The sequence below is a fragment of the Amycolatopsis arida genome, assembly GCF_900115565.1.
Lineage (GTDB): Bacteria > Actinomycetota > Actinomycetes > Mycobacteriales > Pseudonocardiaceae > Yuhushiella > Yuhushiella arida.
The window spans coordinates 892351-911239 of sequence record NZ_FOWW01000002.1; the positions used below are offsets into that span (position 1 = coordinate 892351).

Sequence of the window (18889 nt, forward strand, 5' to 3'; positions counted from 1 at the left end):
GTCCCCTGCCCAGCTCCCGAGGAGGAGTGTTGACCGCCGAGGCCCTGCCCGCCGAGCTGCGGCGTGCGATCGTGCAGATCGCCCGCACGCCGCGCCTGCTGGTCGCCTGCGACTACGACGGCACGCTGGCTCCGATCACCGCCAACCCCGACGAGGCACGTCCCCTGCCGGAGTCGGTCGGGGCGCTGCGATCGCTCGCCGGCCTGCACGAGACCACCACCGCCGTCATCTCCGGCCGCGCTCTGCGTGACCTCGCGACGCTCTCCAGACTCCCGGCGGAGGTCCACCTCGTGGGCAGCCACGGCTCGGAGTTCGACATCGGCTTCGTGCACGCCCTCGACGCCCACGCCAAGGAGCTGCACCGGCGGGTCGAGACCGAGCTCGAGCGCATCGTGGACGACGTGCCCGGCGTCAGCCTGGAGGTGAAGCCGGCCAGCATCGCCGTGCACGTCCGCAGGGCCGAGCGCACCGCCGGCCAGCGGGTGCTCGCCGCCGTCCACGACGGCCCGTCCCGCTGGGACGGGGTCACCGTCACGGAGGGTAAGGAAGTCGTCGAGCTGGCGGTGGTGCAGACCGACAAGGGCAACGCGCTCGACACCCTGCGGCACCAGGTGGGCGCCACCGCGGCGGTGTTCGTCGGCGACGACGTGACCGACGAGAAGGCCTTCGCCCGGCTCAGCGGGCCGGACCTGGGGATCAAGGTGGGCCCCGGGGAGAGCCTCGCGCAGTACCGGGTGCCGGACACCGTGGACGTCGCGACCGTGCTCGCGTTCATGCTGGAGGAGCGGCGCAACTGGCTGTACGGCGAGCAGGCCGCGCCGATCGAGCGGCTCACCATGCTCGCCAACGAGCGGTCGGTGGCACTGCTCACCCCGGACGCCCGGCTCAGCTGGTTGTGCCACCCCGGACCCGACGCGCCCGCCGTGTTCGCCGACCTGCTCGGCGGCCCGAGCGCCGGCCACTTCTCGGTGAAGCCGGAGCGCAACGGGCTGCCGCTGGGCCAGCGGTACCTGCCGAACACGATGACCGTGGAGACCCGCTGGTCCCGCCTGCTGGTCACCGACTACCTGGAGCCGGACAGCCCGGTGCACCGCACCGACCTGGTGCGGGTGATCTCCGGGGAGGCCGCCGCGTCGGTGGTGTTCGCGCCGCGGCCCGAGTTCGGCAACGTGCCGGTACGGCTGCTGCCGGAGGACGACGGCCTGCGCGTGCTCGGCACGTCCGAGCCGTTCGTGCTGCGCTCGCCCGGGGTGCGGTGGGAGATCAGCACCGACGGCCTGCACGACACGGCCAGTGCCGTGGTGCAGCCCACCGCGGAGCGGCCGGTGGTGCTCGAGCTGCGCTGCGGCACCACCGACCTCGGCCCGCACGAGCTGCCCGAGCTGGACCGCAGGGCCAGGGCCGGCTCGTACTGGAGCGAGTGGGCCAAGACACTGAAGCTGCCGGCGGTGGAGCCGGAGCTGGTGGCGCGCTCCGCGCTGACCCTGCGCGGCCTCGTCAACACCGACACCGGCGCCGTGCTGGCCGCGGCCACCACCTCGTTGCCGGAGGAGATCGGCGGCGTGCGCAACTGGGACTACCGGTACTGCTGGATCCGCGACGCGGCGATGACCGTGCGCGAGCTGGTGGCGCTCGGCTCGCTGTCGGAGGCCGAGGGCTACCTGAGGTGGCTGCACGGGGTGTTGGCCACGCTGGCCGGCCCGGAGCGGCTGCACCCGCTGTACACCATCGCCGGCACCCAGCTCGGCGCGGAGGCGGTGATCGACTCGCTGCCCGGGTACAAGGGCTCGCGCCCGGTGCGGGTCGGCAACCTGGCCAACCACCAGGTGCAGCTGGACGTGTTCGGCCCGGTGGTCGAGCTGGTCGTGGCGCTGGCCCAGGCGCGCGGCGAGCTGCGGGACGAGGACTGGCAGCTGGTCCGCGCGATGGCCGAGGGAGTGCACCGGCGCTGGTTCGAGCCCGACCACGGCATCTGGGAGGAGCGGCACGTGCCGCGGCACCGGGTGTACTCGCGGGTGATGTGCTGGGTGACCATCGACAGGGCGATCAAGCTCGCCGACGTGTACGGGCGGGAGATCCCGCCGAACTGGCCCACCCTGCGCGACACCATCGCCGCGGACGTGCTCCAGCACGGCTGGAACCCCGAGGTGCAGGCGTTCACCACCGCCTACGACGGCACCGACCTGGACGCCGCGTCGCTGTTCGTCGGGCTGTCCGGGCTGCTGGACCCGCAGGACGAGCGGTTCCAGTCGACGGTGACCGCGATCGAGGCGGAGCTGCGCAGCGGATCCACCGTGTACCGGTACCGGCGCGACGACGGCCTGCCCGGCTCCGAGGGCGGGTTCCACCTGTGCGCGGCGTGGATGATCGAGGCGTACCTGCTCACCGGCCGGCGCACCGAGGCGCAGGAGCTGTTCCAGCAGCTCGTGGACGCCGCGGGCCCGACCGGGCTGCTGCCGGAGCAGTACGACCCGATCGCCGAGCGCTCGCTGGGCAACCACCCGCAGGCGTACTCGCACCTGGGCCTGATCCGCTGCGCCTACCTCCTCTCCCAACAGTAGGAGCGGCCCACCGCGACCTACCCCGGCATGCGCTCCCCCGGCGCGCGCTTGCCACCAAGGCCCCCTTGGTTGCGTTCAACGCAGCCAAGGGGGGCTTGGCGCTTACCTTCGTGGCCCCTGTCGCCGCGTCAGCCTCTCGCCCTTGAGGAGACCTGCGAGCCAACCCATCGTGCTGATCGCGGCCTAGTCATGTGCCCGGGCCCGGATGAGATCGACGTCGTTCGCGTGCATCGGCTCGCGCAGTGGGCGCAACGCGGGTCGACGCCGCTGACCTCGCCGCACGCGTGGTGGCGGTAGAGCACTCGCGGGCCGGCCTCACCGCGAGCCGTTTGTCCCCTCCGCGGTCATGACCATGAGCAGGTCGACCAGCTTGGCACCTCCCCTGGGTTCCCTTAGGGAACTAACCCTGTCGCGGTCACAGAGTCTCTTGAAGGAACGCTGGGAAGGATCCCCGGCTGCGGTCGTGGCGGGACGCGACACCTACGAGGATTCCGACCGCTTCGACGGCGGCAGCCCCCACCCAACGGCCCGGCTGTTCGTCCTCAGCCATCGGCCGGTGCCGGAGATGACCGAGCGGCAGACCCTGGTCACCACCGGCATCCGGGACGCGGTCGCGGCGGCCCGCGAGGCCGCCGGCGACAAGGACGTCGGCCTCATGGGCGGCGGCGTCGTGACCGAGGCGCTGAAGGCGGGGCTCGTCGACGAGATGGTCCTCCACCAGGTGCCGGTCCTGCTCGGCGGCGGCCGACCCTTCTTCCAGGCGCTGCCCGAGCACGTGCGCCTCCGCCTCGTCGACGCCGTCCCGGCGCCCGGCGTCACCCACCTCCACTACGAGGTCCGGCGATGACCCTCGTCGCCGGCGAAGTCACGTCGCTCGCCGACAACCACCGCCAGAAGCCCAACCAGAACCCACACCAGGAGATGACCACGATGCTCGACCCCACCGTGCGCCGCGTGCTCGACGGCACCTCGCTCGCCCACCTCGCCAGCGTCCTGCCCGACGGCGCCCCACACTCCGTCCCTGTCTGGATCGGCACGCACGGCGACCACGTCGTGATCATGACCGGCCCGAGCACCCGCAAGGCCCGCAACCTGCGCCGTGACCCGCGGGTCGCGCTCTCCCTTACACCAACCGACAACCCGTTCCAGCCGGTCATCCTCCGTGGCCGCGTCATCGAATGGCTCGAAGGCGACGCGGCCTGGACGATCGTCGACCAGGTGGCCACCAAGTACATCGGTCAGCCGTACTCGCGAGGCGAAGATCGTGTCGTCGCGGTCATCTAACTCGAGCGGCAGACGGTGGGCGTCGCATGAGCGGCAGCGGCATGGAGGGGCTTCGGGTCAGCCGCCGGCTACCGAGGGGATGACCATGACCTCCGCTCCGTCGCGGAGTGGGGTGTCGGGGCCGGCGAGGCGGCGGCACTCCTCGCCGTCCACGTAGAAGTTGACGTAGCGGCGCAACGTCCCCCGCTCGTCGCGCAGCCGGCGCTCCAGGGCGGGGTAGCTCGCGGCGATGGCGTCCAGCGCCTGCCCCAGCGTCGCCGCCGAGACCGTCAGCTCCACCCGCCCCTCGGCCATGCCGCGCAGCACGGCCGGCAGGTGGACGGTCACCGTCACGGCAGCACCGCCGCGCGCACGCACAGCACGTCCGGCAGGTGTTGGGCCACCGGTCGCCAGTGCTCCCCCTCGTCCGGGCTGAACCACACCTCGCCGCTGCGCGAGCCGAAGTACACCCCGGCCGGGTCGGCGTCATCGACGCACATCGCGTCCCGCAGCACCGCCGACCAGAACCCGTCCCCTGGCAGCCCCTCGGTCAGCGACGACCACGAGCCGCCGGCGTCCTCGCTGCGGTACACCCGGCACCGCCCCTCGGGCGGGAACCGCAGGACGTCCGCGGTGAGCGGGAAGGTGTACACCACGTCCGGCCGGTGCGGGTGCACCACGATCGGGAACCCGAAGTCCGCCGGCAGCCCGCCGGCGATCGACCCCCAGCGGTCGCCGCCGTCGTCGCTGCGGTACACCCCGAAGTGGTTCTGCAGGAAGAGCCGGTCCGGCCGGGACGGGTGCAGCGCCACCTTGTGCACGCACTGGCCGAACTCCGGCTCCGGATCCGGCAGGAAGCTCGCCCGCACCCCGGCGTTGGCCGGCGCCCAGCTGCGCCCGCCGTCGGACGTGCGGTAGACGCCGCCGGTGGACATCGCGACCGTCACCCGCTCGGCGTCTCGCGGGTGCGGCAACACCGTGTGCAGGGCCATGCCGCCGCCACCGGGCGTCCACTCGGTCCGGTGCGGGTGCTCCCACAGCCCGCGGACGAGCTCGTAGGTCCGGCCGCCGTCGGTCGAGCGGAACAACGCCGACGGCTCGGTGCCCGCGTACACCACCTCCGGCTCGTCCGGCGGCCCCGGCACCAGCTGCCACACGCCGGCCAACGCGGTGTCCGTGTCGTCGGGGAACGCGATCGGTGCGTGCTCGGGCTCCTCCCACGTCCGCCCGAGGTCGTCGCTGAGCGCCACCGTGGGGCCGAAGTGTTCACTGGTCACGCTCGCGAGCAGCCGGGGCGTCGATCTCCGGGTGTCGATCGCCACCGCCTTGACATCGGTGATCGGGAACAACGGCCCGGTCAGCTCCCAGCTCGCCCTCCCGTCCCGGCTGCGCGCCAGCCACAGCCCCTTGCGCGTGCCGATCCCCAGTACCACGTCCATGCCGGCCTCCCCGTGTGAGTGAGATCACCAGAAAGAGTAGGACGGGGGTCCGACAGAAACCGACGGATCAGCCGAGCGGCACCCGGGGGACGGCGTCGAGCGCGGCGCCGAGGTGGCTCACCTCGAGGGTGCGGATGCCCTCGGGCATTGGTCCGGGGTCCGGCGGCACGACGGCGTGCGTGAAGCCCAGCCGCACCGCCTCGGCCAGCCGGCGGCCGACGCCGGTGACCCGACGGATCTCCCCCGCCAGCCCGACCTCGCCGATCGCCACCAGCCGCGGCGACAGCGGGGTGCCCTTGGCCCCGGACCACAGCGCCAGCGCCACCGCCAGGTCGACCGCCGGCTCCACGATCCGCATGCCGCCCACGGTGGCCGTGTAGACGTCCTGGTCGCCGAACCGGTACCCACCCCGCTTCTCCAGCACGGCGAGCATCATCCCCACCCTGGCCGAGTCCAGGCCGCTCACCGCCCGCCGCGGCTGCGCCAGCGACGACTTCGCGACCAGCGCCTGCACCTCGGCGAGCAACGGCCGTTTGCCCTCGACGGTCACCGTCACCGCCGTGCCCGGCACCGCCTCGGCGTGCCGGTTCAGGAACAGCCCGGACGGGTCCGGCACCCCGACGATGCCGTTGTCGCGCAGCTCGAAGCAGCCGATCTCGTCGGCGGGCCCGAACCGGTTCTTCACCCCGCGCACCATGCGCAACGTCGAGTGCCGATCGCCCTCGAAGTGCAGCACCACGTCCACCAGGTGCTCCAGCAGCCGCGGCCCGGCCACCGAGCCGTCCTTGGTGACGTGGCCCACCAGCACGACGGGCAGTCCGCGTTCCTTGGCCAGCGCGACCAGGCCCGCGGTGACCGCGCGGACCTGGGTGACGCCGCCGGGTGACCCCTCGGCCTGCGGCGAGGCCATGGTCTGGACCGAGTCGACGATCAGCAGCCCCGGCCGGACGGTGTCGACATGGGACAGCACGGCCCCGAGGTCGCTCTCCGCGGCGAGGTACATCCGGTCGTGCACGTTGCCGGTGCGCTCGGCCCGCAGCCGCACCTGGCCCGCGGACTCCTCGCCGGTGACGTACAGGGCCGGTCCGGACTGCTCGGCCGTGGTGTGGCCGGCCGCGGCCCAGCGGAACGCGACCTCGAGCAGCAGGGTGGACTTGCCGACGCCCGGCTCGCCGGCCAGCAGCACGACCGCGCCGGGCACCAGACCGCCGCCGAGCACCCTGTCGAGTTCGGACACCCCGGTGCGGCGGGCCCTGGCGGCCTCGACGTCGACCTCGGCGATCGGTCGTGCCGGCGCGCTCGGGGCGCCCGCGGCCACCCTGGCCACCGCGGGCCGCGCGTCACCGCGTTCCTCGACCGTGCCCCACGCCTGGCACTCGGGGCACCGGCCGACCCACTTGGCGACCTCGTAGCCGCACTCGCCGCACCGGTAGCTGGAGCCTTTCCTCGCCATGACGCCCGACGGTAGCCGCAGGCACCGACAGACCGGCGGGGCTCAGTGACCGCCCCCGGCCTCGCCGTGCTCGCCGTGCGGCTCCGGACGGGGGTGGCTGGGCGCGCCGACCGGCGTGCGGACGGTGACCGCGCCGGCGTCCCGGAAGGTGAAGGTGACCTCGATGGTCTGTCCCGGTCGGATCTCGCGGGTGAGCCCGCGGAGGGTGATCTCCGCGTGGCCGACCTGGTCCACCGCGCGGTCGGCCGAGCCGGGCTCGGGCGCGCCGGAGGACGGAGCGGTGGACGGCTGCCCGGCGCCCTGCCCGGCGTGTCCCTCCGCGGTGCCGGGCTCCGGCGCGTGGTCGTCAGCTACCTCGCCGGTGGTCGGCCCGACGGCGAGGTAGCTGCCGGCCACGACCTCCCGCTGACCACTGACGGTGACGTCGGTGGCGGCGTCGGCGCTGACCGTGACCAGCTCGTCGTCCGCGCCGCCCTGGTTGACGATGCGCAGCACGAGCGGGGCGTCGGAGCCGGCCGGGTAGAAGTGCGCCGCGCCGACCTCGGGCGGGTAGGCGAGCATCACGTCCCGCAGCGACAGGGAGCCCACCTGGGCGAACGCGCCATTGACCGCGGGCTCCTGGGTGTCGGTCTCGGTGATCTGCCCGGCACCGCAACTCGCGACGACCAGGGCGGCACCGAGACCGAGCACGAGCGAGCCCATCCGGCGCACGCCCGGCACGCGACGCATCTGCAACCTCACGGTCCTCAGCCCTCCCACACGACTACGCCGACGACGGCGATCCTGCCGCGAAGGGTAGCCGGGCCGCCGGGTGGGCCCGGCACGTGGTGGCGCGTCCCCGGCACGGTCCGCACCGGCCCACCAGCATGGTGGTCCACAATGGAGCAACAATCGATCGCCGCCGCTATTCGCCACCACCTGCGTGAGTACGACGATTCGCGGTTTGTCAACCCCCACTCGAGCGCCGAGCAGGCCACTGACCTGCGACGACGATCTCGGGGCACTGGTTGGGCCTCGGGGCGCCGTGGTAAGCTGGAAACAGCGAAAGGGGCAGAGGACACATGGTTTTCAAGGTCGGAGAGACCGTCGTCTACCCGCACCACGGTGCCGCACTCATCGAAGCCATCGAGACCCGCGTGATCAAGGGCGAGGAGAAGAAGTACCTCGTCCTGAAGGTCGCGCAGGGCGATCTGACGGTTCGCGTACCCGCCGACAACGCCGAGATCGTCGGCGTGCGTGACGTCGTCGGCCAGGACGGGCTGAACCGCGTGTTCGACGTGTTGCGTGCTCCGCACACCGACGAGCCCACGAACTGGTCGCGTCGGTACAAGGCCAACCTCGAGAAGCTCGCCTCCGGCGACGTGAACAAGGTGGCCGAAGTGGTGCGCGACCTCTGGCGGCGCGAGAAGGACCGCGGCCTGTCCGCCGGCGAGAAGCGGATGCTGGCCAAGGCGCGGCAGATACTGGTGAGCGAGCTTGCCCTCGCCGAGGGAACCGACGAGGGCAAGGCCGAGGTGCTCCTCGACGAGGTCCTGGAAACCGCCACGGTCTGACCCGCGCACCACGACCGCACGCACCGGCGATGCCCCCGAACAGGTGACCGTCGAGGACGGACCCGCCAACGTGAAGGCACGCCCGACCGGTGGCGCGGTCGCGCTGGTCGCGGTCGACGAGCGACCCGCCGGGTGCCCGGACGTGCTCACCCCCATCCGGGGTGAGCCGGTGCTGACGCACGCCGTGCGCGGGCTGCTCGCCGTCGTGGACCGGGTGGTGCTCGCCGCACCGCCGGACCGGTCGGAAGCGTACAGCCGAGCCGCGGGGGCTCCCGTGCACGTGCTCCACTGCGCCGATCCGGGCACGGCGGCGCGGCTGGCGTGGAGCGCCGGGCTGCTCGCCGACGCCGAGGTCGTGCTGGTGCACGACCCGCTCCGGCCGTTCGTCCCGGCGGAGGTGATCCGTGCCGTGGTGGACGCCGTCCGCCGCGGCGCGCCGTCCGCGGTCCCGGTCGAGCCGGTCACCGACACGATCAAGGCCGTCGACGCCGGCGGTACCGTCACGGGCACGCACGACCGCGCGGTGCTGCGCGTGGTGCAGAGTCCGCACGCGTTCCGCCCGGACCTGCTGCCGGCCACCGACCTCGACGACGCGTGGACGGTGCCCGGCGACCCCCGCGGCATCCGACTGACCAACCCGTTCGACCTGGCGGTGCTCGACGCGCTGCTGGACCACCCCGAAGGAGCACCGTGAGGATCGGGCAGGGCGTGGACGTCCACCCCGTCGAGCCGGGCCGGCCGTGCTGGATCGCCGGACTGCGCTGGGAGGGTGTCGACGGCTGCGCGGGGCACTCCGACGGCGACGTCGCCGCGCACGCGCTGTGCGACGCGCTGCTGTCGGCCGCGGGGCTCGGCGATCTCGGGGCGGTGTTCGGCACCGGGGATCCGCGCTGGGCCGGGGCGCACGGCGCCGAGCTGCTGGCCGAGGCCCGGCGGCGCGTCGAGGACGCCGGTTACCGGCTGGGCAACGCCGTGGTGCAGGTGATCGGCAACGCGCCCCGGATCGGCACCCGCCGGGCGGAGGCGCAGGAGGTGCTCGGCGCGGCGGCCGGCGGACCGGTGAGCGTGACCGGGACCACAACGGACGGTCTCGGGCTGACCGGGCGCGGCGAGGGCGTGGCGGCCATCGCCAGCGCACTGCTCCTTCCACTCGCGGACGACTGACCGTCACCTCCGATCGGTAGCCTGGTCAGGTGACGACCAACCCGATCGACGCGGTGCTGTTCGACTTCTCCGGCACGCTGTTCCGGCTGGAGCAGGACGAGACCTGGCTGGACGGGCTCACCGACGTCCACGGCGACCCCCTCGACATCGAGGCGCAGGCCGAGCTGATGCGCCGGATGACCGCGCCGGTCGGTCAGGTGGTGGAGCTGTCCGACGAGTACCTGCACGCCTGGCACCACCGCGACCTGGACCCGGACCTGCACCGCAAGGTGTACCTGGAGGTGCTCCGCCGGTCCGGGGTGCCGAGGGTGGAGCAGGCCAAGGCGCTCTACGACCGGCTGGTCGACCCCGAGCAGTGGACCCCCTACCCGGACACCGAGGCCGCGCTCAAGGCCGCGGCCGGCCGGGGGCTGACGGTCGGGGTGCTCAGCAACATCGCGTTCGACATCCGGCCGGCGTTCGGCCAGCGTGGGCTCGACGCCTATGTCGACGAGTTCGTGCTGTCCTACGAGGTGGGCGCGATCAAGCCGCAGCCGGAGATCTTCCACACCGCGCTGGACCGGCTCGGGGTGGCCGCGGAGCACACCCTGATGGTCGGGGACAGCGAGGAGGCCGACGGTGGCGCGCGGGCGGTCGGCTGCGCGTTCGCGTTGGTCGAGCCGCTGCCCACGACCGAGCGGCCGGACGCGCTGCTCGCCGCCCTGCGCGACCACGGGGTACTCGACCCGACCGGGTGAGCCGGCCGGGTGAGCCCGCCGGGTGGTGGGGCCCGTACCATCTTAGGGTGGTCCTACACCTCTACGACACCGCGGCCAAGAGCGTGCGGGAGTTCCGTCCCGCGCGGAGTGGAACGGCGTCCATGTACGTGTGTGGGGCCACGGTGCAGGGCGTCCCGCACATCGGCCACGTCCGGGGCGCGCTGAACTACGACGTGCTGCGCCGCTGGCTGCTCCACAAAGGACTGGACGTGCTGCTGGTGCGCAACGTCACCGACATCGACGACAAGATCCTGGACAAGGCGGCCAGGGCCGACCGGCCGTGGTGGGAGTGGGCGGCGACGCACGAGCGCGCGTTCGAGGGGGCCTACGACGCGCTCGGCTGCCTGCCGCCCTCGGTCGCCCCGCGGGCGACCGGTCACGTGCCGCAGATGGTCGAGCTGATGCGGCGGCTCGTCGAACGCGGGCACGCCTATGCCGCGGACGGCAACGTGTACTTCGCGGTCGGGTCGTTCCCCGGTTACGGGACGCTCTCCGGGCAGCGGCTGGACGAGGTCCAGCAGGGCGAGACGCAGTCCGAGGGCAAGCGCGACCCGCGCGACTTCACGCTGTGGAAGCGGGCCAAGCCGGGCGAGCCGGCGTGGGACACGCCGTGGGGCCCCGGCCGGCCGGGGTGGCACCTGGAGTGCTCGGCGATGGCCACGACGTACCTGGGCAGCGAGTTCGACATCCACGGCGGCGGGGTCGACCTGGTGTTCCCGCACCACGAGAACGAGCGCGCGCAGTCGAACGCCGCCGGCGACGAGTTCGCCCGGTTCTGGCTGCACAACGCGTGGGTGACGCTGTCCGGCGAGAAGATGTCGAAGTCGCTGGGCAACGTGGTGTCGATCCCGGAGATGCTGCGCCGCTACCGCGCGGTGGAGCTGCGCTACTACCTGATCCAGCCGCACTACCGGTCGACGATCGAGTACTCCGACGGCGCGCTGTCGGAGGCGGCACAGGGCTACCGGCGGATCGAGCAGTTCCTGCGCAGGGTCACCACGAGTGCGGGCGAGGTCCGGATCGGACGGACGCCGGCCGACTTCGCCGCCGCGCTCGACGACGACCTCGGCACCCCGCAGGCGTTCGCGGTGCTGCACACCGCGGTGCGGGACGGCAACGCGGCGCTCGACGCCGGCGACGGCGAGAAGGCCCGCGAGCTGGCCGGGGCGGTGCGGGCGATGGCCGGAGTGCTCGGCGTGGACCCGCTGGACCCGCGGTGGGCGGAAGGCAGTGGGCGGGAGACGCCGCTGCGGCAGGCGCTCGCCGGGCTGGTGGACGGCCTGCTCGAGGAGCGCCAGCGAGCGCGCGCCGAGCGGGACTTCGGCAGGGCCGACGCGGTGCGCGACCGGCTGCTGAAGGCCGGGATCGTGGTGGAGGACACTCCCAACGGTCCGCAATGGACAGTAAGGGACTAGGACATGGCAGGCAACTCCCGGCGCAGAGGTGCGGTACGCAAGCCCGGTACCAAGAAGGGCGCCGTGGTCGGCTCCGGCGGCCAGCGCCGGAAGGCGTTGGAGGGCAAGGGGCCCACACCCAAGGCCGAGCAGCGCCCTGGCCATCCGGCGCAGCGCAGGGCCGCGGCCGCGGCGCGGCGGGCCGAGAAGGTGGAGAAGGCGCGCAAGAGCAAGGTTGAGGGCCCGGAGATCATCGCCGGGCGGAACCCGGTCGTGGAGGCGCTGCGCGCGGACGTTCCGGCCACCGCCCTGTACGTCGCGCTGAACATCGACACCGACGACCGGGTGCGGGAGGCCGTGCGGGTCGCCGCGGACAAGGGCATCTCGATCCTGGAGGTGCCGCGCGAGGAGCTGGACCGCAGGACCAACCGGGCGGTGCACCAGGGGTTGGGCCTGCAGGTGCCGCCGTTCGAGTACGCCGACCCCGGTGAGCTGCTGGAGATCGCCAGGAACTCCGGGGACGCGCCGCTGCTGGTCGCGCTGGACGGGGTGACCGACCCGCGCAACCTGGGCGCGGTGATCCGGTCGGCCGCCGCGTTCGGCGCGCACGGGGTCCTGCTGCCCAGCCGGCGCAGCGCCGGGGTGACCGCGGTGACGTGGCGGACCAGCGCCGGCACGGCGGCGAAGCTGCCGGTGGCGGTGGCGACCAACCTCACCCGCCAGCTGAAGGAGTGGGCGGCGGAGGGCCTGATGCTGGTCGGGCTGGACGCCGACGGCACGGCGGACATCGACTCCCTCGAGCTCGCCACCGACCCGCTGGTGGTGGTCGTCGGATCGGAGGGCCGCGGGCTGTCCCGGCTGGTGCGGGAGACCTGCGACGTGACCGTGTCGATTCCGATGGCGCCCGGCGTGGAGTCACTCAACGCGTCGGTGGCCGCCGGGGTGCTGCTCGCCGAGGTGGCCCGCCGGCGCCGGCTCGCCGGGCGAGTCTAGACCGCGCGTCCTCGACCGGCACAGGTCCCGAACGCGGGACTCGCGGTCTCCAACGTCGAACTCGCGGTCTCGGACGTAGAGCTCGCGGGCGGTGCGAGCGGGGCCACTTCGGGCTACTTCTCACCCCATCAGGTAATGGGCTCGGCTAGGGTCACCATGCCGATCCGTGTCCAGGGGGCCCGCACAGGATGTCGTTCGTCTCGCCACTGTTCCTGTGGTACTTCATGCCGGCGGTCCTGCTCGCCGTGCTGGTGCTGCCGCGGAGCTGGCGCAACGGCATCGTCGCGGTCGGCAGCCTGATCTTCTACGCCAGCGGCGCGGGCGCGTTCACCCTGCTGCTGCTCCTGTGCATGGTGGTCAACTTCGCCGCCGGCCCGTGGTTGCAGCCGGACGAGTGGGACATCCGGCCGGATCGGCGGCGCCGCTGGCTGCTGATCGGTGTGATCGCGTTCGACCTGTCGATCCTGCTGATCTGGAAGTACGCCGGCTTCGCCACCGAGCAGATCGCGTGGTTCGCCGGGCTGTTCGGCGGCGGCTTCCCGATCGTGGAGCTGGCGCTGCCGATCGGCATCTCGTTCTTCACCTTCCACCACATCTCCTACGTGGTGGACATCTACCGCGGCGAGCGGTACGCGCTGCGCGACCCGGTGTCGTTCGCCACCTACATCTCGATGTTCCCCCAGCTCGCGGCCGGCCCGATCGTGCGGTACCGGGAGATCGCCGACCAGCTGCCGCAGCACCGGCAGCACCGGCTGGACGACATCGCCGCCGGGTTCCCCCGGTTCGCGCTGGGGCTGTGCAAGAAGGCGATCATCGCGGACTCGCTGGCGCCGCTGGCCGACGCGTGCTTCGCGACACCGACCCACGAGATGACGTTCGCCATCGCCTGGCTCGGCGCGGTGACCTACACGCTGCAGCTGTACTTCGACTTCTCCGGCTACTCGGACATGGCGATCGGCCTGGCGAGGATGATCGGCTTCCGACTGCCGGAGAACTTCGCCCGGCCGTACTCGTCGGTCACCATCACCGAGTTCTGGCGCCGCTGGCACATGTCGCTGTCCCGCTGGTTCCGCGACTACGTCTACATCCCGCTCGGCGGGAACCGGGCCGGTGCGGGGAAGACGTACCGAAACCTGTGCGTCGTGTTCGTGCTGACCGGCTTCTGGCACGGCGCGAACTGGACGTTCCTGGTGTGGGGCCTCTACCACGGCGCGCTGCTGATCATCGAGCGGTCGTTCGGCTGGGACCGCACCCCGACGGACGCCGCGCGGCGGGTGACCCGCCGGGTGCTCACGCTGGTGCTGGTGGTGTTCGGCTGGGTGTTCTTCCGGTCACCGGACCTCGGCCACGCGCTGACCATGCTCGGGCACATGCTGCTGCCCGATCTCACCGGGCTCACCGACGTGGTGGACGCGGCCGTCACCAACCAGCGGCTGACCATCCTGTTGCTGGCGCTGGTGGCGTTCGCGCTGCCGGCGCATCCCGTGGCGGGACCGCTGCTGGAGTCGTCCCGCACGAGGGCCGCGTCGGCCCTGCGCGTCGGGGTGATGACCGTCGGCCTTGCCTACGCCGCGATCCTCGTCGCCACCGGCACCTTCAGCCCCTTCCTGTACTACCAGTTCTGAGTGCTCAGCGGGGGACGGGTGAGGGGCGGTCCGGGCGGGCGAGCAGGGCCAGCTGGTCCGGGTGGTAGCCGTCCCGGCGGGGCGGGGGCAGCCACGCCTCCGGCCGCGCGCGGCGCATCAGGGTGAGCTCCCCGGGATCCAGTGGCGCGGCCAGGTCCACGCCGTACTCCGCGCCGGCGGCGGGAACCAGCCGCAGCCCCTCCGGCTGCACACCGATCCCCACCGCCACCAGGTACGCGTCCTCCAGCACGTCGGTGAACCCTGCCCACGCGTCGGCGAACGACCAGACCGCCGCCTGGGCCCACCGACCGTCCACCTCCCACGCCACGCGTGGCCACTCGCGATGCCGTTTCGCCTGCCGCTCGGCGTGCTCCACCAGCGCCGGGATCAGCCCCTCCGGCCGCGGCACCGACCCGTCCGGCAACGTCAGGTTCACCAACCCGAACGCGGCGCTGAACGCCACCGGCACCCGCGTGTCCCCACCGCGCGGCGACATCACCTCGTCGTACCGCTCGCGCGGCAGCGTGCCCACCCGCACACCGTGGTCGCCCTCGGCCTCGCGGTGCCCCAGCCACACCGCCCACACCGGATCACCCGGCCTGCCCTCGAAGAAGTCCAACCACCTGGGCCCCCGCCATCGCTCGTCGAGCCCGTACACCGGGAAGTCCGCCGGCGGCGACACCTGCTCACCCGCTGGGTCCATTCGGACATCCTGCACCCGACCGGGCACCAACGCAGCCCCACCGTTACCAACCCGAAGCCATCACGACGCCGAAGGTCGCCATCCGGTTTCGGTCCGGAATGGACGGAAGCCCCGGCTCGGGTAGCTCGGTAGCGCGTTCGGGTGATCGTGATCCGACGTCTGCAGCCATATCCGGCGCACCCCGGCGATCCGCCACGCCTGTTCCACCGACAGGGTGAGTTCGGTACCGGCGGAGCCGGACGCGACGCCGCCGCGGGTCGGCGGTGGCGCTGCCCACCTGCCGTGAGTTCGGCACGCCCACCCACCCCTCGACCCGCGGATCAGCGGCGACGCGACGGTCGGCGGCTCGAAGTCCACCCCGGCCACGGCCGCCGCGCGACGACACGTGACCACTGTGGACACTCACGGCTCCGGTCGAGGGCGCGGCCCCGGGCCGGCGTTCGGCGATTCACCCCACGCGGGCATGCCGGGGAGTGAGATATTGGCCGGATGAGCAGTGAGACGTCGAGCGGGGGCAGCGCCCGCTCTCGTACTCTCCGGCAACAGCGGATCACCGACTACGTGGTGCACAAGGGCTCCGCCTCCGCCGCCGAGCTGGCCGAGCTCACCGGCGTGAGCGTGATGACCATCCACCGCGACCTCGACGAGCTCGCCCGCCGCGGGCTGCTGCGCAAGTTCCGCGGCGGGGTGTCCGCGCAGCCGTCGACGGTGTTCGAGAGCAACGCCGAGTACCGGCTGGGCGCGCACGTCGAGGCCAAGGCGGCCATCGCCCGCCGGGCGATGACCCACGTCGAGCCCGGCATGTCGGTGCTGCTCGACGACTCCACCACGGCGCTGGCGCTGGCCAAGCTCCTGCCCGACCTCGTGCCACTGACCGTGGCGACGAACTACCTGCGCACCATCGAGGTGCTCAAGAACGTCGAGGACCTCCGCCTCATCTGCATCGGCGGCGACTACTCCTTCATCCACGACTCGTTTCTCGGCATGCCGTGCCTCGAAGCCGTCGAGCGGATCACCGTGGATGTCACGTTCGTGTCCACCTCGGCGATGAACACCGAGCTGACCTTCCACCAGGAGCCGGAGCTCGTCATGGTCAAGCGCGCGATGCTGGCCAGCGGCGAGCGGAAGGTGCTGCTGATGGACTCCAGCAAGTTGCCCCGCACCGCACTGCACCGGCTGGCCCCGGTCGCCGACTTCGACCTGTTGATCGTCGACGCCGACACGCCCGACCACCTGGTGGAGGAGTTGCGCAACCGGACCGAGGTCGAAGTCGCGCTATGGTGAGCCCGCGCGGGGATCAGGCCGGCTGGCCCTCCTTGCCGGCCTTGTCCGAGGCCTTGCCGGTCGAAGCCTTGCCCGCCTTGCCCTCGGCCGGCTTCGGCCCCGCCGAAGTCCCGTCCGCCGGCTCGGCGGCGCCGTCCTCGCCGGTCAGGCCGAACTCGCGCATCGCCCGCCGCACGGCCACGTTGGTCGCCGTCAGCCGCTCGGTGACGCTCTGCCGCAGCTCCAGCGCCTGCGTCCGGTTCCGCTCCGCCTCGGCGAGCCGGCGCTCGGCGTCGGCGATGATCTCGGCGGCCTTTCGCTCGGCGGCGGACTCCCGCTCGGCGGCGGCCTTCTCCGCCTCGGCCCTGCGCGCGGCCAGCGTCTCCGCGGTCTCCTTCTCCGCGGCCGCCCGGCGCTGCGCGGCCTCCTCGTCGAGCCGTTCCCGGCGCTGCTCGGCCTCCCGGCCGAGGCGCTCGACCTCCGCGCGGGCCTCCTCCCGCACCCGCTCCGCCTCCGCGCGGGCCTCGTCCCGGACACGCTCGGCGTAGGCGTCCGCCTCGGCACGGGTGGCCGCGACCTCCTCGGCGGCCTTGTCCCGCAGCTCGGCGATCTCCTCCTCGGCGAGTCGCATCATGGTCTGCACCCGCTCGGTCATCGCGGGCGCGCCGCTCGGGTCGCTGGCCATCCGGGTCAGCGCCGCCTTGGCCTCGGTCAGCTCCTGCTGGGTGAGGCTCAGCGCCTTAGTCAACTCCGCGACCGACGCCACGGCCTTGTCGCGGTTCTCCGCGGCGGCGCGGAGCTCGGTGGTCAGCTGTTTGACGCGCTCGTTGACCTGGTGGGGGTCGTAGCCACGAAAGGCGGTGGCGAACTCGGGGGTTTTGGGGGCCGGTTCAACGGTGTCCGCAGCAGCCATCCGGCAACCTTAGTGAGTCCGGACGGCACTTCCGATACCGCCATTCGGCTGCACTCGGCAACCGGTGAACGGGTGATCATGGACCGGATTGAAACAGAAAGTGACAAAGTGGTGACCGAACGCGTCCGCGAGGACCGAGAAGTCGCCGGCGGGTCCCGATGTACCGTGTAGCCGTGTCGACTTTTGGCTCATTTCGGGTGGAGTTCTCCGCCCGCCGAACCCTCGCCCGGCTCCACGAGCAGATCGGGGCCGCCGGGCTCGCCGCCGCGGCCGCCGTGCCGGGGCTGGCCGCCGCGGTGGACCAGCACTCCGCCGCGGTGCGCGACATCCTGACGTTCGGGGTGGAGGGAGCCGCCGGCGTGGCCGGGGTGGTGCTGCTCGCCGGGTACGCCAAGGGCCTGCTGGACCGGGCCACGGAGAACGGCTGGCGCCCGGTCGTGCCGGCCGACCTCACCGGCTGGGTCCGGGCTGACTGGTTGACCACCAGGCTGCTGGGTGTCTGCGCGCTGGCCACGACCATCGACGACCCGCGCTACCGGCTCGACGACATCGACCCGCTGGAACCGGTCGCCGAGAACGGCTGAGGCGGCCGGCCCGCGCGGGACCGACCGCCTCCGTGCTCCGGGCTCGTCGTCGGATTACCGGGAGCCACCCGTATGCGGCGGGTTCGGCCCGCCCTCGGTGCCCGGAGGCATCGCACCGGTGGTGCCGGGTCGCTGCCCCTCCGGCATGCCCGTCGAGGACGCGTAGCTCGGCTGCTGCTGCATCCGCTCGGTGGGCTGCTCGGAGCGGCCGGCGTCCTCCTGTCCGCGCTGGTAGGCCTCGGCCTGCGCCTTCACCTCGGGCATCTCCTGCTCGGCGCGGCCCAGCCAGCGCTCCCAGCGCTGCTGCATCGGCCGCACCAGCCCGCCGCCGACACCCACGACGAGCACGCCGCCGACGGTGGCCAGCACGGTGATCAGCACCGGGGTGGTGACCGTGGTGGCCACGCCGATCTGGTTCAGCGCGGCGATGATGCCGAGACCCCAGATGAACACCGCGGCGATGGTGGCGACGACCCGGCCGTAGGACAGGCCGCCCAGCGCGCCGCTCACCATGTCCCGCACGGCACTCGCGATCGCGCCGGCGACGACCACGATGATGATCGCCACGGCGGCCCGCGGCAGCCAGGCCACGATCGCGGTCAGCAGCGCGCTCACCGGGTTCGGGCCCCAGATGCCGAACGCGATCTGCAGGGTGATCAGCAGGATCGCGTAGTAGACCAGCTTGGCGATGATGTCCGAGGCGTCGTACTTGCTCTTCGAGAGCATCTTCTTGATGCCGCCGCGTTCGACCGCCCGGTCGAACCGCACCTTCTCCAGCACCTTGTTCACGACCTTGGCCAACACCTTGGCGACGATCCAGCCGATCACCAGGATGACCAGGAACGCCACGAACTTCGGAACGAAGGTGGCGATCGTGTTCCAGGCGTTGGTCAGTCCCTGCCCGAAGTCGATCTGCGCCAGTTGGATGGAAGCCACGCCTTTCTCCCTTCCCTGCCAGGAGCACGCCCGCTTCATCCGAAACGGACCTGAACTGACTACCCAGTAGAACGCCGCCCACACGGCCCGGCCACCGGACGTCACCCACAAGAGTGAGAATCGCGGGCGTCCGGGCCAGCACCTGGGCAAACGGCCCCGGTGCCACCTGCGCCACACCCGCGACCCCAGCCGGGCACCCGGCGGATACGGTTCGGCGCGGGGTCGAACGCGGGAGGGTGTGGGGTTGGACGTCGACGCGATCATCGCCGATGTGAACGCGCACTGGC

Annotated in this window: 18 protein-coding genes and 1 pseudogene; 12 read left to right on the top strand and 7 right to left on the bottom strand. The window is 72.5% G+C overall.

What is annotated here, in order from left to right:
* The first annotated feature begins 29 nt into the window (after nt 1-29).
* From otsB to BM051_RS09010, 3 genes and pseudogenes are all read left to right on the top strand, one after another.
* On the top strand, nt 30-2561 hold the full coding sequence (gene otsB, locus BM051_RS08995) for a trehalose-phosphatase (RefSeq protein ID WP_092529700.1): 2532 nt from the start codon (nt 30-32) through the stop codon (nt 2559-2561).
* 454 nt (nt 2562-3015) lie between these two features.
* A pseudogene (locus BM051_RS09005) lies at nt 3016-3408 on the top strand (dihydrofolate reductase family protein); the annotation flags it as partial.
* Complete coding sequence (locus BM051_RS09010; protein WP_425319713.1) at nt 3405-3845, top strand: TIGR03618 family F420-dependent PPOX class oxidoreductase; 441 nt, start codon at nt 3405-3407, stop codon at nt 3843-3845. The pseudogene BM051_RS09005 and the gene BM051_RS09010, both read left to right, overlap by 4 nt.
* A 57-nt stretch (nt 3846-3902) precedes the next feature.
* Here BM051_RS09010 and BM051_RS09015 read toward each other — a convergent pair whose 3' ends face one another.
* From BM051_RS09015 to BM051_RS09030, 4 genes are all read right to left on the bottom strand, one after another.
* The gene (locus BM051_RS09015) at nt 3903-4178 is read right to left on the bottom strand and encodes a ubiquitin-like small modifier protein 1 (protein WP_092529525.1); all 276 of its coding nucleotides are present in this window, start codon (nt 4176-4178) and stop codon (nt 3903-3905) included.
* Entirely contained in the window at nt 4175-5263 is a 1089-nt protein-coding gene (locus BM051_RS09020) for a WD40/YVTN/BNR-like repeat-containing protein (protein ID WP_092529526.1), read from the bottom strand. The genes BM051_RS09015 and BM051_RS09020 overlap by 4 nt, the downstream gene beginning before the upstream one ends.
* Nucleotides 5264-5330: 67 nt before the next feature.
* Complete coding sequence (gene radA / locus BM051_RS09025) at nt 5331-6716, bottom strand: DNA repair protein RadA (protein WP_092529527.1); 1386 nt, start codon at nt 6714-6716, stop codon at nt 5331-5333.
* Nucleotides 6717-6758: 42 nt separating this feature from the next.
* Nucleotides 6759-7445 carry a copper chaperone PCu(A)C domain-containing protein gene (locus BM051_RS09030; protein WP_243859238.1) on the bottom strand — a complete coding sequence of 229 codons (687 nt, stop codon included), beginning with the start codon at nt 7443-7445 and terminating at the stop codon, nt 6759-6761.
* Nucleotides 7446-7777: 332 nt separating this feature from the next.
* Between BM051_RS09030 and BM051_RS09035 the strand changes: the two genes are divergently transcribed.
* The 7 genes from BM051_RS09035 (at nt 7778) to BM051_RS09065 (ending at nt 14203) form a co-directional block, all read left to right on the top strand.
* Nucleotides 7778-8269: a CarD family transcriptional regulator gene (locus tag BM051_RS09035; RefSeq protein WP_091671928.1), complete on the top strand. Its 492-nt coding sequence runs from the start codon at nt 7778-7780 to the stop codon at nt 8267-8269.
* 43 nt (nt 8270-8312) lie between these two features.
* The gene (locus BM051_RS09040) at nt 8313-8963 is read left to right on the top strand and encodes an IspD/TarI family cytidylyltransferase (protein ID WP_243859239.1); all 651 of its coding nucleotides are present in this window, start codon (nt 8313-8315) and stop codon (nt 8961-8963) included.
* Nucleotides 8960-9433 carry a 2-C-methyl-D-erythritol 2,4-cyclodiphosphate synthase gene (ispF, locus tag BM051_RS09045; protein ID WP_092529529.1) on the top strand — a complete coding sequence of 158 codons (474 nt, stop codon included), beginning with the start codon at nt 8960-8962 and terminating at the stop codon, nt 9431-9433. The genes BM051_RS09040 and ispF overlap by 4 nt, the downstream gene beginning before the upstream one ends.
* A gap of 29 nt (nt 9434-9462) precedes the next feature.
* Complete coding sequence (locus BM051_RS09050) at nt 9463-10170, top strand: HAD family hydrolase (RefSeq protein WP_243859240.1); 708 nt, start codon at nt 9463-9465, stop codon at nt 10168-10170.
* Nucleotides 10171-10217: 47 nt separating this feature from the next.
* Nucleotides 10218-11606, top strand: a complete 1389-nt coding sequence (gene cysS / locus BM051_RS09055; RefSeq protein ID WP_092529530.1) for a cysteine--tRNA ligase — start codon at nt 10218-10220, stop codon at nt 11604-11606.
* Between the two features lie 3 nt (nt 11607-11609).
* Nucleotides 11610-12578, top strand: coding sequence for a 23S rRNA (guanosine(2251)-2'-O)-methyltransferase RlmB (gene rlmB / locus BM051_RS09060; RefSeq protein ID WP_092529531.1), 969 nt, complete (start codon nt 11610-11612; stop codon nt 12576-12578).
* Between the two features lie 188 nt (nt 12579-12766).
* The gene (locus BM051_RS09065) at nt 12767-14203 is read left to right on the top strand and encodes an MBOAT family O-acyltransferase (protein WP_092529532.1); all 1437 of its coding nucleotides are present in this window, start codon (nt 12767-12769) and stop codon (nt 14201-14203) included.
* 4 nt (nt 14204-14207) lie between these two features.
* On the opposite strand, the gene BM051_RS09070 is transcribed toward BM051_RS09065, so the two are convergent.
* Nucleotides 14208-14906, bottom strand: coding sequence for a hypothetical protein (locus BM051_RS09070; RefSeq protein ID WP_092529533.1), 699 nt, complete (start codon nt 14904-14906; stop codon nt 14208-14210).
* A 489-nt stretch (nt 14907-15395) separates the two neighbouring features.
* Between BM051_RS09070 and BM051_RS09075 the strand changes: the two genes are divergently transcribed.
* Entirely contained in the window at nt 15396-16190 is a 795-nt protein-coding gene (locus BM051_RS09075; protein WP_092529534.1) for a DeoR/GlpR family DNA-binding transcription regulator, read from the top strand.
* A 13-nt stretch (nt 16191-16203) separates the two neighbouring features.
* Here BM051_RS09075 and BM051_RS09080 read toward each other — a convergent pair whose 3' ends face one another.
* Nucleotides 16204-17082, bottom strand: a complete 879-nt coding sequence (locus BM051_RS09080) for a coiled-coil domain-containing protein (RefSeq protein ID WP_092529535.1) — start codon at nt 17080-17082, stop codon at nt 16204-16206.
* 173 nt (nt 17083-17255) lie between these two features.
* Between BM051_RS09080 and BM051_RS09085 the strand changes: the two genes are divergently transcribed.
* A complete protein-coding gene (locus tag BM051_RS09085; RefSeq protein WP_243859241.1) occupies nt 17256-17666 on the top strand; it encodes a DUF6401 family natural product biosynthesis protein in 411 nt (136 codons plus the stop codon).
* A gap of 54 nt (nt 17667-17720) precedes the next feature.
* On the opposite strand, the gene BM051_RS09090 is transcribed toward BM051_RS09085, so the two are convergent.
* Complete coding sequence (locus tag BM051_RS09090) at nt 17721-18593, bottom strand: mechanosensitive ion channel family protein (RefSeq protein ID WP_424923237.1); 873 nt, start codon at nt 18591-18593, stop codon at nt 17721-17723.
* Between the last annotated feature and the right edge of the window lie 296 nt (nt 18594-18889).